Raw genomic sequence first — 13,049 nt, 5'->3', positions numbered from 1 at the left:
GTCACGTCGGGGTGGGGCCTCTCCTGCACTGCCATGGCTTGGGTGCCCGGTGCGCCGCTAGGTTGTTCCCATGGCAAACGACGCAGTTGTCCTCCCTGTCCCCGGACCCGGCGAAGGGCATGAGGTGCGAATCTCCAGCCCAACCCGGGTGCTGTGGCCTGAATCCGGGCTCACCAAACTGGACCTCGCCACGTACATGATCGAGGTTGGCGACGCCTTCATCCGCGCCAACGGCGATCGCCCGGTCTCCCTTCAGCGCTTCCCCGGAGGAATCGACGGCGAACAGTTCTTCTCGAAGAACCCTCCAAAGGGCGCACCGGATTTCGTGCGGTCAGTGCCCGTGGTCTACCCGAGCGGCCGGTCCCACCCGCAAGTCGTCCTCGACGAACCGGCGGCAGCCGTCTGGGCCGTGCAGATGAACACCGTCGTCTTTCACCCTTGGCCGTCCCGTGCCGGAAACTCCGACAACCCCGACCAGTTGCGCATCGACCTCGACCCGCAGCCCGGGACCGACTTCGGCGACGCTGTCCCCGCCGCGTTCGAGCTCCGCAAGGTCCTCGACGAGGCAGGCCTCACCGCTTTCGTCAAAACCAGCGGCAACCGCGGCATCCACGTTTTCGCCCCGATCGAGCCTCAGCGCGAGTTCCTCGACGTGCGTCACGCGGTGATCGCGGCTGCGCGGGAACTCGAACGCCGGATGCCTGACACGGTCACCACGAACTGGTGGAAGGAAGAGCGCGGCGAGCGGATCTTCGTTGACTTCAACCAGGCCAACCGGGACCGCACGATGGCGGGTGCATACAGCCCACGTGCTCTCGCGCACGCGCCGGTGTCCTGCCCGCTCGAGTGGGACGAGCTGGAAGGCGCCGACCCGACCGCGTTCACAATCCTGACGCTGCCAGAACGGCTGCGCACGGTCGGCGACCCGTGGGAGAACATGCACGACAAGCCAGGCACGATCGACGTATTGCTCGAATGGTGGGAGCGGGACCTGTCCAACGGCCTCGGAGAGCTACCGTTCCCGCCGGACTTCCCGAAGATGCCGGGGGAGCCCCCGCGTGTGCAGCCGAGCCGGAAGAACGCGAAGAACTGGGACGGGGACGAGCCGGTCGAGTAGTCCGCATGCACGGAATCACTCAGTGTGGACGGAAACACGCGGTGCGCCGGGTGAATTGGTCTGGAGTGGGCGTATTCGTGGCGCCGCGGGGACTCTTAGGTGCTTCCGGTGACGCGAGGGCCCCACCCCCGCTGGCTGGAGGCCCTCCGCTGGCTGGAGGAGCGCCAGCGACGAAGCCCGTCGGCGAGGACTTCCTGCTGCCAGGGGCCTTAGCCGCCTCCCGCACGCTTCAGTCGCTTCGCTCCTTCAAGCGAGCGGAGTTGATGTAGCCCGCACGCTTCGGTTGGAGCGTCCGCGGATGACACGGAATCACTCACTCCGGACGGGAACACTCGGTGCGCCGGGGGTGAATTGGTCCGAACCAAGTGAATTCGTGACGTTGTGGGGCCTTGTGGGCGGATGCCACGGGGCGCCGAGCGGGCGGCATCCGTTGGCATCGGCGCAAGCGCATGCACGGAACCACTCACTGCGGACGGGAACACTCGGTGCGCCGGGTGAATTGGTCTGGAGTGTGCGTATTCGTGGCGCCGCGGGGTCTCGATGCGCTCGCTGAGCGAGCTACTCGATCAGCGGAGGAGAGCGGAGGGGGAGCGGAGGCGGGCTGCCTAGTCCAACACATCGCTGAGGTCATAGGCGATCGGCTGATCGAGCTGTTCGAACGTGCACGACGTGGCTTCCCGGTCTGGCCGCCAGCGGGAGAACTGCACGGTGTGACGGAACCGCATGCCCTCCATCTGGTCGTACTGCACCTCGGCGACGAGCGTCGGCTGCAACGGGACGAACGAGACATCCTTGCTGGCGCTGAACCTGCTGCGGTCCGTCGCCGCGGTTGCGATTTCGCCGTCCTCGTCCCTCAGCACAAGGGGAGCGAGTTCGTCGACCAGCTCACGCCGTCGGGCGTTGCTGAACGCGGATGCCCCTCCGACGTTGCGCAGGATGCCCGCGTCGTCGTAGAGGCCCAGGAGCAGTGACCCGACACCGCTGCCGCTCTTGTGCACGCGGTAGCCGACGATCACGACATCCGCACTCCGATGGTGTTTGATCTTCAGCATCAGCCGTTTGCCCGGCGCGTACCCCGCCGCGAGCGGTTTCGCGACAACACCGTCGAGTCCCGCGCCCTCGAATTCGACCAGCCACTTTCTCGCGAGGTCCACGTCCGTCGTCGTACGGGTGAGGTGCAGCGGATGCTCGGCACTGCCGACGAGTGCCTCCAGCCGTGCCCGCCGCTCGCCGAATGGCACGTCGAGAAAGCTTTCCCCGCGCTGTTCGAGAAGGTCGAACGCGACGAACATCGCCGGCGTCTCAGCCGCAAGCGTCTTCACCCGGCTGTCCGCCGGATGAATCCTGGCCGTCAGCGCCTCCCAATCCAGCCGCTGGCCGCCGGCCACGCCGGTCGGAACGACGATCTCGCCGTCGAGGATGCAAGGTTCAGTCAGGAGCCGGCTGAGAGCATCCGTCAGTTCAGGAAAGTAGCGGGTCAGCATCTTGGCTCCGCGGCTGCCGATCTCGACGGTTTCGCCGTCGAAGGCGATGATCGCGCGGAACCCGTCCCACTTCGGCTCGTAACTGAGCCCGCCGTCGACGCTGTTCTGGTCGGGAACGGCGTCGACCGCTTTGGCGAGCATGGGAGAGGGGAGCGCAGTTTCCATGGCTCGATCCTGCCGCACTCCAGGCCGCTCCGACAGTGGCGGGAGTCGACGCGTCAACCCTTACCGTCTCAAGGAGGGCCGGTGTTAGCGTCGTGCCACTGTGCAGACGTTCCTTCCGTATTCCTCTTTCGCCGAGAGTGCCCGAGTGCTCGACCGAGCCCGGCTCGGCAAGCAGCGTGTCGAAGCGCTGCAGCTCCTGCGTGCGGTGACCATTCCCACGTATGGCTGGCGCAACCACCCGGCGGCGAAGATGTGGCGCGGTTACGTTCCGGCGCTGACCCGGTACGGTCTGGAGATGACGGATGCCTGGATCGAGCGCGGCCACTCTGACACGGTGCGTGAGCAGGTGCTGATGTTCGCCCCCGAGGTGGAGCTCCTCAGCCAAGACGAACTCGAGCTGCCGCCGTGGATCGGGGACGAAGCCCTGCATCTCAGTCACCGATCCAACCTGATCCGCAAAGACCCCGCCCACTACGGACCCCTGTTCCCCGGCGTCCCCGACGATCTTCCTTATGTCTGGCCAGCGCCCACCCGGTAGCGACATCGGTACGGCGCGCATCGGGATCTCAGGCTGGCGGTACAAGCCGTGGCGGTCGGTGTTCTACCCGAAAGGCCTCGTCCAGAAAAAGGAACTCGCGTACGCCGCGGAACGCCTCGACTCGGTCGAGATCAACGGGTCGTTCTACTCGCTCCAAACACCCGCCAGCTATGTGCGCTGGGCCTCTGAGGTGCCAGACGACTTCGTGTTCGCGGTGAAGGGAAGCCGGTATCTCACCCACCTGCTCCGGTTGCGAAACGCCGACACGGCACTGCCGAACTTCTTCGCGTCGGGGCTGCTCGCGCTCGGACCCAAGCTCGGCCCGATCCTCTGGCAGCTTCCACCGAACCTCGAATTCGATCCGGAACTGGTGCGCTCCTTCCTCTCCGCGCTGCCGCGGACGACGACGGCCGCCGTCGAGTTCGCGCGTGGCCACGACGAACGGCTGAAAGACCGAACCTGGCTGCGGACCGACGCTGACCGGCCGATCCGGCACTGTGTCGAGGTGCGGCATCCGAGCTTCGACTGTGAGGAGTTCGTCGAGCTCATGCGGGAGCAGGATGTCGGCCTCGTCGTCGCCGACAGTGCCGGGCACTTCCCGCAGATGTTCGAGGTGACCTCCGACTTCGTTTACGTGCGGCTGCACGGCGCGCAGGAACTGTATGTCAGCGGCTACCCGGAGGAGTCCCTGCAGGAATGGGCGGCCCGCATCGACGGCTGGCGCACCGGCGCCAGCGTCAGCGATGGCCTGCCCCGCGACGTCTACGTGTACTGCGACAACGACGTCAAGGTCCGGGCGCCGTACGACGCAATGCGACTGCGTGAGCTGCTCGCGCCGGCACCGTGAGACGGTCAGCCCTTCTCGGCCGACTGCTCCGCGAGAAACGCGTGCACGGACGAGATCACCACTGACCCTTCCCCGACGGCCGAGGCGACACGTTTGACTGACCCGCGCCGCACATCACCGATGGCGAAGAATCCGGGTACGGACGCCTCGAGCGACCCCGGCGCCCGTTCGTGGGACCAGGCCCTGCGACCACCCTCAAGGACAACGTCGCTTCCGGTCCAGACGAACCCCCAGTCGTCACGCAGCACCGCGTCGGGCAACCAGCCAGTATGCGGGGCGGCGCCGATCGTGATGAACAGCGCATGCGAGGGAACAGTGGTCTCCTCGCCCGTGCCCCTGTGCCGCAGCACCAGATGGTCGAGCCGATCGCCGGTACCCCCGCCGCCGACGACCTTGGTCTCGGTGAGCACCGCGACGCCCGCCGCCGACAGCTCGTCGATGAGGTAGGCGGACATGCTGGCCGCGAGATTCGGGCTGCGAACGATCAACGAGACGGATGCCGCGTAGCGGGCGAGGTGCAACGCCGCCTGGCCGGCGGAGTTGCCTCCGCCGACCACGTGCACGATCCGACCGGTCTGTGCCTTCGCTTCGACGGCGGATGCCCCGTAGAACACCGCAGAGCCTACCCACGGGTCGAGTCCGGGAATTGCGAGCCTCCGATAGGACACACCGGTGGCGAGTACAACCGCGCGGGCGCGCACGGTGTCACCAGGGGCCACATGGAGCACGAACCCGTCATCGTCCACCTCCATACCGACGACTTCACGTGTGTGGCCGAAGCGGGCGCCGAAGACCCAGGCCTGCTGGTAGGCGCGCTCGGACAGTTCAGCGCCGGAGACGCCCCGCGAGAAACCGAGGTAGTTGCGGATGAGCGAGCTGGACCCGGCCTGCCCGCCGATCGACTCCCGCTCCAGGACAAGGGTGTCGAGGCCCTCAGAAGCGGCGTAAACCGCGGCGGCGAGCCCGCCGGGCCCGGCGCCGATGATTGTGAGGTCGACGGTGTGCGACGGCAGAGTGGTGGTGAGGCCGACGGCATCCGCTAATTCCGCGTTTGCCGGGTCGACGAGGAGCCTGCCGTCGGCGAGGCGCACCGCCGGCGCGTCCGACGCCGGGAGCCCCGTCTCCTCGGCCGTCCCCTCGGCGAGCGCGGAGCCGGGAGCCGCATAACGAAAACGGATGCCGGCCCGCGACAGGAACCGTCGGATCTCATGGACCCGCGGCAACCCGTCCCGGCCGAGGACGATCGCATCGGGCGAGTGGTCGCCCGCTGCCCGCTCCCATTCGAGCAGGAACTCGGTCACCATGCGGTGGAAGTATTCGTCGGGTGTGTGCCGTGGTTGCACCACGTAATAGTCGATCAGCGTGCGGGTCATGGCACTGAAGATGGCCTGGGCCACGTCTGGGTCCACCCAGGAACCCCACCGCACGACGAGCCCACGGCGCACGTCGGGAAACAGACGGCGCGCGACATCGAAGATTGTCCCTTCGTTCTCGTCTTCAGTGAGGTCGTCGGAGAGGACGAGGGCGACCGCATGTCCGTCGGCTGCGGCGCGGCGGAGCAACTCGGCAGATTCGGCAGCGCTTGACGACGAAAGGATGCGATAGCTCGCGGAATAGCGGCTCTGCAGTTCAGCGGCGAGTCGTTCCCTCGTGTCATCAGCCGCCGCGCAGGCGAGGATGATCGGCCCGGAACTCGTCTCGGTTTCGGTCATGTCTCCTCCTCCGACTGCCGGAATTCTGCGGCAAGAGTACTCCGGGCCACGCACGCGCACCACCGGTTTCGTCGCGGAGGGGTGGACGGACCCGGGAGCCGCGTTTCAGAATCCCAGTCATGAATCCCTCGCGGACGATTCGCACACCCGATCAGCGCCTGCGCGTTTTCGTCAGTTCGACGCTCAAGGAGTTGGCGCCGGAACGCCACGCGGCGCGCACCGCAATCGAGCGCCTGCACCTCGCGCCGGTGATGTTCGAGCTGGGGGCACGCCCGCACCCTCCCCGCGACCTCTATCGCTCGTACCTGGCCCAGAGCGACATTTTCGTCGGCCTCTACGGGGACCGATACGGCTGGGTGGCACCGGGTGAAGAGGTGTCGGGCCTTGCCGACGAATACCTGCTGTCACCGTCGTCGATGCCCAAGCTCATTTACATCCGCGAGTCGGATTCGAGGGAGTCCCGCCTCACCGAGTTGCTCGATCGCATCCGGTCGGACGATGCCGCGTCCTTCAAGTACTTCGCGGAACCTCCCGAACTGGAGGCCTTCCTCGAAGCGGACCTGGCGACGCTCCTCGCCGAGCGGTTCGACGTGGGCGCGCCTGGTCCCGCCGAGGGGCGACCGGAGACCATGACTCTGGTCGGTGACAAACGGTTGCCGGTGCCGCCTACCGGACTGGTCGGCCGCGAACACGAGCTGGACATCATCGAACGGATGCTGACGGACGCGCCGACCCGGCTTCTGACCCTCACCGGTCCCGGCGGCATCGGCAAGACACGACTGGCCATCGCAGTGGCTGGACGCATGGGCGGTGTCTTCCCCGACGGGACGCTCTTCGTCGATTTCTCATCGGTGCGCGACCCGTCACTCGTGCCGGTGACGATCGCCCAGGCCCTGGGCATTCGTGACACAGGAGATACTCCGGTCGAGGAGAAGCTCGCGGTGGCGCTCCGCGATCGCCGGATGCTGCTCCTGCTTGACAACTTCGAGCAGATCGTGGGCGCGGCGCCTGCGCTGGCTGACCTTCTCGCCAATGCCCCCGACGTCAGCCTTCTGGTCACGAGTCGGAGCCTGCTGCGGCTGTCGGGCGAGCACAGCTACCCGGTAGGGCCCCTCGAACTGCCGGCAGTAAGGACGCGGGCCGATCCAGGCACGGTGGCCGGCATCCCCGCCGTGGCACTCTTTCTCGAGCGTGCACGCGCCGTGAAGCCCGACTTCGAGCTCACCGCCGCAAACGTTCACGCCATCGTCGGGATCTGCGCGGCACTGGACGGCGTGCCGCTCGCCATCGAACTGGCGGCGGCGAAGATCCGTATGCTGACGCCCGCATCGATCCTCTCCAGGCTCGACCACCTGCTGCCGTTTCTGGGCGGCGGGCCTCGTGACCTTCCGGCCCGCCAGCAGACGCTTCGTCGGACGATCGACTGGAGCACGCAGATGCTCGGTGCGGACGAGAAGGACCTGCTCGCCGCGATCGGCGTATTCGAAGGCGGGTTCTCGTTTGAGGCGATCGAATCAGTCTGGGATCCGGACTCTCGCGCTGACACCCTCAGCGCCCTGGGCTCGCTCGTCGACAGCAGCCTCGTTCGGCAGCAGGACAGAGGCGAACGGTCCTATTTCGCCGTGCTGGCGACGGTTCGCGCGTACGCGCTCGAGCAGCTCGAGTCGGCCGGGGGTCTCGCCACGCTTCGGGAACGTCACGCCCGTTACTTCATCACGGTCGGTCTGGAGGCTGACGCCGGGCTTGTCGGCCCGTCACAGCAGGAGTGGATGGCGAGGCTCGGCGACGACTCTGACAATCTCCGTGCTGCCGGGCGATACCTTCTCGAGAAGGAGGACTGGGATCGTGCCGCCGCCTTCGCATGGTCGCTGTACCTGTTCTGGTGGGTGGGTGGGCATCTGGGGGAGGTGCGCAGGTGGATGGAGGCGGTGCTCGCCGCCGGGGCGCCGCTGACGGAACGAAGCCGGGCGATCGCCCTCTATTTCAGATACGCGATCACCTACTGGCAGGATCCCGACGGGCAGGTGGTGCCTGGCCTTCGCCGCAGCGCTGAGCTGTTCAACCGCGCGGGTGATCGGTCGGGCGAGGCCCTGACGCGCCTCTCCCTCGCCCTCGCCTTGTTCATAACGCCCGAACCTGACCCGACCGCGACCAGGGAGCAGCTTGAATCCAGCCTGACGCTCTTTCGCAGTGCGGGGAACGTGCGGGGGGAGGTGATGGCCCTCGTCACCCTCGGGCACGTCGCACTGTTGCACCACGACGTCGATGACGCGCTGGCCCGGTTCCAGACGAGCCTGACCCTTGCCAGGGCGCAGGGAGATCAACTGACCGAAATGATCGTCTTGCATCATCTCGGCTGGGCGCAACTTCTGCTCGGAGCGATTCGTGAGGCACAGGCGTCATTCAACGAGAGCCTCACTCTGTCGCTCCTCGTCGGCCACGACGAGGGCAACGCCCATGGCCTAGAGGGCATTGTTGCGATCTCAGCCTCCCGTGGGAATGTGAGGAGCGCTGGTCGCCTGCTTGGAGCCGCCGAACGGCTGAGGGAACAGAGCGGTCTCTACAGTGCACCGGCGATGTCCTTCGTCCCCGCGTGGATCTCGCCCATCCTCGCCGGCGATTCCGCCGCGACGTTCGAGGCGGCCCGGGCAGCGGGTCGATCGCTCTCGCCGAGAGAAGCGGCAGAGGAGGCCCTGGGCCTGGCTCTCTAGCGACTCCAGGCGGAGATGCGCTGCCGGGTTCAGTGCACGAGGGGTGGACGCGGCGAGCGGATCGACCGAGAATTTGCGCATGAATCCCTCACGAGCGATTCGAACCCCCGACCAGCGTCTGCGCGTTTTCGTCAGTTCGACGCTCAAGGAACTCGCGCCTGAACGCAAGGCAGCGCGCACCGCCATCGAGCGATTGCACCTGGCGCCGGTGATGTTCGAGCTCGGCGCACGGCCGCATCCTCCCCGCGAGCTGTATCGGTCGTACCTTGAGCAAAGCGACGTCTTCGTCGGTTTGTACGGAGACCGGTACGGCTGGGTTGCGCCGGGTGAGGAGGTATCAGGGCTGGCAGACGAATACCTGCTGTCGTCTCCGGCGATGCCTAAGCTGATCTACATCCGTGAGTCGACGTCGCGTGAACCCCGCCTCACCGAGCTGCTCGACCGCATCCGTTCGGACGACTCCGCGTCTTTCAAGTATTTCTCGGACCCGCGTGAGCTGCGGGGGCTCCTCGAGGCCGACCTCGCCATCCTTCTGGCCGAGCGGTTCGACCAAAGCCGGGTCGAACCTCTTGCTGTCCCGCCCCCCGCCGCATCGGCCGTCGTCGACTCTGATGACGCCGTGATCCTTCCTGCGCCTCTCACGGAGCTGATCGGCCGCGAGATGGAACTCCATTCCCTGGACGGGATGCTGCGGGGCGGGACTGTTCGGTTGCTCACCCTCACCGGTCCGGGAGGCATCGGGAAAAGCCGGCTGGCGATCGCGGCCGCCGCCCGGGTTCGCGACGCCTTCGACGGCGGCGTGCGCTTCGTCGACTTCTCAGCGGTGCATGACCCCGCGCTGATCCCGAGCACTCTCGCCCGGGCACTCGGAGTCCGTGACATCGGGGACACTCCGCTGATGGAGAAGCTGACGATAGCTTTGCGCGCTCGCCGCATGCTGCTCATCCTCGACAACTTCGAGCAGATCGTCGAGGGCGCGACAACGCTGGTACAGCTTTTGACGGCCGCCCCCGGCCTGACCCTCGTCGTCACCAGCCGAATCCTCCTTCGCGTGTCGGTTGAGCACAGCTTCCCCGTAGGGCCGCTTGCGCTCCCGCCTGCCGGTGCGGGGATGGCACCGGAGAACGTGGTGCGAGTTCCGGCCGTCACACTCTTTCTCGAGCGTGCGCACGCGGTGAAGCCCGACTTCGAGGTGACACCGGCCAACGTGGCGGCCGTCGTCGGCATCTGCACCGCGCTCGACGGGGTACCTCTCGCGCTGGAACTCGCGGCGGCGAAGATCCGGGTCCTGTCGCCCGCGGCGATACTCGAACGGCTCGACCGCCTGCTGCCCTTCCTCGGTGGCGGCGCTCGTGATCTCCCTGCACGGCAACAGACGCTGCGCCGGACGATCGAGTGGAGTACACAGATGCTCGGGGAGGACGAGAAAGAGCTCCTCGCCGCGATCGGGGTCTTTGATGGCGGATTCTCCCTGGAGGCGATCGAAGCGATCTGGGACCCGGCGGGGCGGTCAGACACGCTCGGCATTCTCGGAGCGCTCGTCGACAACAGTCTCGTGCGGCAGCAGGATCGGGGGAGTCGTTCGTACTTCTGGGTGCTCGCCACGGTTCGCGCGTATGCCATCGAGCAGCTGCAATCGTCCGGTACCCTCGCTGAGCTCCGGGAGCGGCATGCCCGGTACTTCCTCGAGCTCGGCGTCCAGGCGGAGGCCGAGCTCGAAGGTCCGAAGCAGCGGGAGTGGATGATGAGGCTTACCGACGACTGGGCCAATATCCGTGCCGCCGAGCAATATTTTCTTGAGCTGGAAGACGGGGATCGTGCAGCCCAATTCACGTGGGCGCTGTACATTTTCTGGTGGGTCGGCGGTCACCACGGGGAGGTGCGCGGATGGATGGAATCGCTTCTCGCTTCCGGGGTGCCCCTTGCCGACCTGAGCCGGGCTGTCGCCCTCTACTGGACGTACGCCATCACCTTTTGGCAGGACCCGGACGGACAGGTGCTGCCGGGCCTCCTCGAAAGTGCTGACCTGTTCCGGCGGGCCGGTGACCCTCCCGGTGAGGCGCTGACCCGGATCTCCCTCGCTCTGGCGCTTCTGGCCGCGCGGGAACCTGACCCTATCGGGGCTGCCGAGCACCTCGAGTCCAGCCTGGAGATCTTCCGGCAGGCGGACGACACCTGGGGCGAGGCGATGGCGCTCGTCACCCTTGGGCGGGTCGCCCTGTTGCAACAGAACGTTCAGGGCGCTCTCGAACGATTTCACAACAGCCTGACACTCGCTCGAACGCTGCGGGACGAACTCAGTGAGGCGATCGCCTTGCACCACCTGGGTTGGGCACAACTTCTGCTCGGTGCGCTACCAGCCGCGCAGGAATCATTCGATGAGAGCCTGAGCCTGTCACTCCATGCCTCCCACGACGAGGGCATCGCTTACGGCCTCGAAGGCATGGTCGCGACGTCAGCGTCAAGCGGCGACGTTGAGCGCGCCGGTCGACTGCTCGGAGCAGCGGAACGGCTGCGGGAGCAGAGCGGCCTCTACAACGCGCCGTCGTTCTCGTTCCACCAGCAGTGGGTGGCGCAGATCCTCGCTAGCGAGGGAGCACCCCTGTTCGAGCAGGCCCGGGCGGCGGGGCGGACGCTCTCGGCACGGGCGGCGGCGGAAGAGGCGTTGCGCCTGCCTGTCACGAATACACCGGAACGGAGTCTTTACTGATGGCGGAGCGCGGGACCTCCCCATCGCGGCCTCCGGGCACACCACCGGCGCGCGGTGATGACGGCATCCGACCGCTCACCAAGGCGGTGTCCGTCTTCGTGCTGCCGTTCCTCACGGCCGCGGTTCTCCTGCTCTATTTCTTCCCGGGCGACACCGAGCAACTGTTCGCGTGGACGATCCAGCCGCCGCTCACCGCCATGGTTCTGGCCTCCGCGTATGCCGGCGGCATCTGGTTCTTCGTCCAGGTTCTTCGACAGGATCGCTGGCACCGGGTAAGACACGGATTCCCCGGGGCTCTGCTCTTCGCGACGCTCCTCGCCGTTGCCACGGTGCTGCACTGGGATCGGTTTCATTTCGGCCATATCTCGTTCATCACGTGGGCGACGCTCTATCTGGTCACACCGATCCTTCTGCTGGCTGTCTTGATCGTCAACTGGCGGGCGGACAGAGGCAGACCGGATGCCATCGACACGACGATCCCCTGGCCTGCGCGAATTCTTCTCGCCCTCTTCGGAGTGGCGGCGCTGGTGACCGGACTCGTCCTGTTCATCGTTCCGACGGTTGCCGTCGGCTCGTGGGCCTGGGACGTCACGCCGTTGACGGCACGGGTAATCGGGACCGTACTGACCCTTCCCGGTACCGTGCACCTCTGGTTGCTGCTCGACTCGCGGTGGAGCGCGTTCCGCTGGGTGTTCCAGGCGCAGTTGGTCAGCCTGATCTTCCTCAACCTTGCCCTCATCCTCTGCCGTGAGCAGCTCCTGTGGGAGAACCTCGTGACCCTGCCGGTCGTCGCAACCCTGGTACTGGCACCCGTGGCGTATGTGCTTCTGTACGTCTACTGTGAGCGACGCGCTCGCCGAAACCGCGACGCCGGGGCATTGTGACCGCGCATCGATCGTGCCAGTCTGAACGCCTGTCACCGCTACCACCGGGAGAATCGTGACCGGATTCTCCACCTCCGCCGACGGAACCCGCATCGCCTTCCAGCGAGAGGGTAACGGGCCCGCCATCATCCTGGTCGGGAGCGCCAACCAGTTCCGCGCATTCGACACGGGGACCGCCGAGGTCGCCCGGATGCTGGCCGAGAATGGTTTCACGGCGATCACCTTCGACCGTCGTGGTCGCGGCGAGAGCATGGACACGCTGCCATTTGACGTGGACCGCGAGGTGGATGACATCCGGGCGCTTCTGGACGTTGCCGGGGGATCGGCGGCTCTGTACGGCAGTTCATCGGGCGCTGTGCTGTGCCTGTGGGCCGCTGCGGTTCTGCCGGGCGCCACGAGGCTTGTGCTGTGGGAGCCCCCGCTCGACCTGGAGAGTGACGGTTCCGAGAACCTCGCCGGCCTCGAGGAGCGCCTGGCTGCGGGCGACCGCGAGGGCGCGGTTGCCTTCTTCATGCGTGACATGCCGCGACAGTGGTTCGAGGGGGCGAAAAACAGCCCGGCCTGGCCCACGCTGCTCTCGATCGCCCACACGCTCGCCTACGACGCGGCCGTCCTGGAGAAGGCGGAACGGGGCGCGACGTTGCCCGGGGAGTGGGGGTCGATCGCCGTTCCCACGATCGTTCTGCTCGGCGAGGAGACCCAGCCGATCTTCCCGCCGGCGGCTGACGCCATCGTCGGCGCGCTGCCCAACGCCAGCCAACGGCGGATCGATGCGCGCAATCACGGCTGGGCGCCCGAGGTCATGGCGCGGGAGATCACGGAGTTCCTCACAGCGTGAGAGCCGCTGTCAACCCCGGGGCCTGACCGGGGGTCTGGACTGA

The 13,049-nt window shown here is 66.8% G+C and carries 9 protein-coding genes; 7 read left to right on the top strand and 2 right to left on the bottom strand.

Annotated elements, in window-relative coordinates; all coding sequences use genetic code 11:
• Positions 1-70 precede the first annotated feature (70 nt).
• On the top strand, positions 71-1,117 hold the full coding sequence (gene ligD / locus BM197_RS06480) for a non-homologous end-joining DNA ligase (protein ID WP_177216747.1): 1,047 nt from the start codon (positions 71-73) through the stop codon (positions 1,115-1,117).
• Positions 1,118-1,722: 605 nt separating this feature from the next.
• Here the strand turns inward: ligD and BM197_RS06475 are convergent.
• A complete protein-coding gene (locus tag BM197_RS06475; RefSeq protein WP_090709900.1) occupies positions 1,723-2,766 on the bottom strand; it encodes an ATP-dependent DNA ligase in 1,044 nt (347 codons plus the stop codon).
• A 100-nt stretch (positions 2,767-2,866) separates the two neighbouring features.
• Between BM197_RS06475 and BM197_RS06470 the strand changes: the two genes are divergently transcribed.
• Positions 2,867-3,304 carry an MSMEG_6728 family protein gene (locus tag BM197_RS06470; protein ID WP_090709899.1) on the top strand — a complete coding sequence of 146 codons (438 nt, stop codon included), beginning with the start codon at positions 2,867-2,869 and terminating at the stop codon, positions 3,302-3,304.
• Positions 3,279-4,151, top strand: a complete 873-nt coding sequence (locus tag BM197_RS06465; protein WP_245762422.1) for a DUF72 domain-containing protein — start codon at positions 3,279-3,281, stop codon at positions 4,149-4,151. The genes BM197_RS06470 and BM197_RS06465 overlap by 26 nt, the downstream gene beginning before the upstream one ends.
• Before the next feature lie 5 nt (positions 4,152-4,156).
• On the opposite strand, the gene BM197_RS06460 is transcribed toward BM197_RS06465, so the two are convergent.
• On the bottom strand, positions 4,157-5,863 hold the full coding sequence (locus BM197_RS06460; RefSeq protein ID WP_090709897.1) for an NAD(P)/FAD-dependent oxidoreductase: 1,707 nt from the start codon (positions 5,861-5,863) through the stop codon (positions 4,157-4,159).
• 119 nt (positions 5,864-5,982) lie between these two features.
• On the opposite strand from BM197_RS06460, the gene BM197_RS06455 reads away from it, so the two are divergent.
• The 4 genes from BM197_RS06455 to BM197_RS06440 all read left to right on the top strand — a co-directional run bounded on the left by BM197_RS06455 (position 5,983) and on the right by BM197_RS06440 (position 13,006).
• Positions 5,983-8,574, top strand: coding sequence for an ATP-binding protein (locus tag BM197_RS06455; RefSeq protein WP_090709895.1), 2,592 nt, complete (start codon positions 5,983-5,985; stop codon positions 8,572-8,574).
• 79 nt (positions 8,575-8,653) lie between these two features.
• On the top strand, positions 8,654-11,284 hold the full coding sequence (locus tag BM197_RS06450; RefSeq protein WP_090709893.1) for an ATP-binding protein: 2,631 nt from the start codon (positions 8,654-8,656) through the stop codon (positions 11,282-11,284).
• Positions 11,284-12,168, top strand: coding sequence for a hypothetical protein (locus tag BM197_RS06445; protein WP_245762421.1), 885 nt, complete (start codon positions 11,284-11,286; stop codon positions 12,166-12,168). The genes BM197_RS06450 and BM197_RS06445 overlap by 1 nt, the downstream gene beginning before the upstream one ends.
• A 55-nt stretch (positions 12,169-12,223) precedes the next feature.
• Positions 12,224-13,006 (top strand): alpha/beta fold hydrolase, encoded by a 783-nt coding sequence (locus tag BM197_RS06440; protein WP_090709892.1) that lies wholly within the window; start codon positions 12,224-12,226, stop codon positions 13,004-13,006.
• Positions 13,007-13,049: the final 43 nt, after the last annotated feature.

This window comes from Mycetocola miduiensis (assembly GCF_900115155.1).
Classification (GTDB): Bacteria; Actinomycetota; Actinomycetes; order Actinomycetales; family Microbacteriaceae; genus Mycetocola_A; species Mycetocola_A miduiensis.
This window is presented reverse-complemented; position numbering and strand designations above follow the sequence as displayed.

Excerpts from the sequence above, each read along its gene's own strand:
- BM197_RS06455 (WP_090709895.1), top strand. The coding sequence starts at position 5,983 with ATGAATCCCTCGCGGACGATTCGCACACCCGATCAGCGCCTGCGCGTT.
- BM197_RS06445 (WP_245762421.1), top strand. The coding sequence starts at position 11,284 with ATGGCGGAGCGCGGGACCTCCCCATCGCGGCCTCCGGGCACACCACCG.
- BM197_RS06450 (WP_090709893.1), top strand. The coding sequence starts at position 8,654 with ATGAATCCCTCACGAGCGATTCGAACCCCCGACCAGCGTCTGCGCGTT.
- BM197_RS06460 (WP_090709897.1), bottom strand. The coding sequence starts at position 5,863 with ATGACCGAAACCGAGACGAGTTCCGGGCCGATCATCCTCGCCTGCGCG.
- BM197_RS06465 (WP_245762422.1), top strand. The coding sequence starts at position 3,279 with ATGTCTGGCCAGCGCCCACCCGGTAGCGACATCGGTACGGCGCGCATC.
- ligD (WP_177216747.1), top strand. The coding sequence starts at position 71 with ATGGCAAACGACGCAGTTGTCCTCCCTGTCCCCGGACCCGGCGAAGGG.
- BM197_RS06475 (WP_090709900.1), bottom strand. The coding sequence starts at position 2,766 with ATGGAAACTGCGCTCCCCTCTCCCATGCTCGCCAAAGCGGTCGACGCC.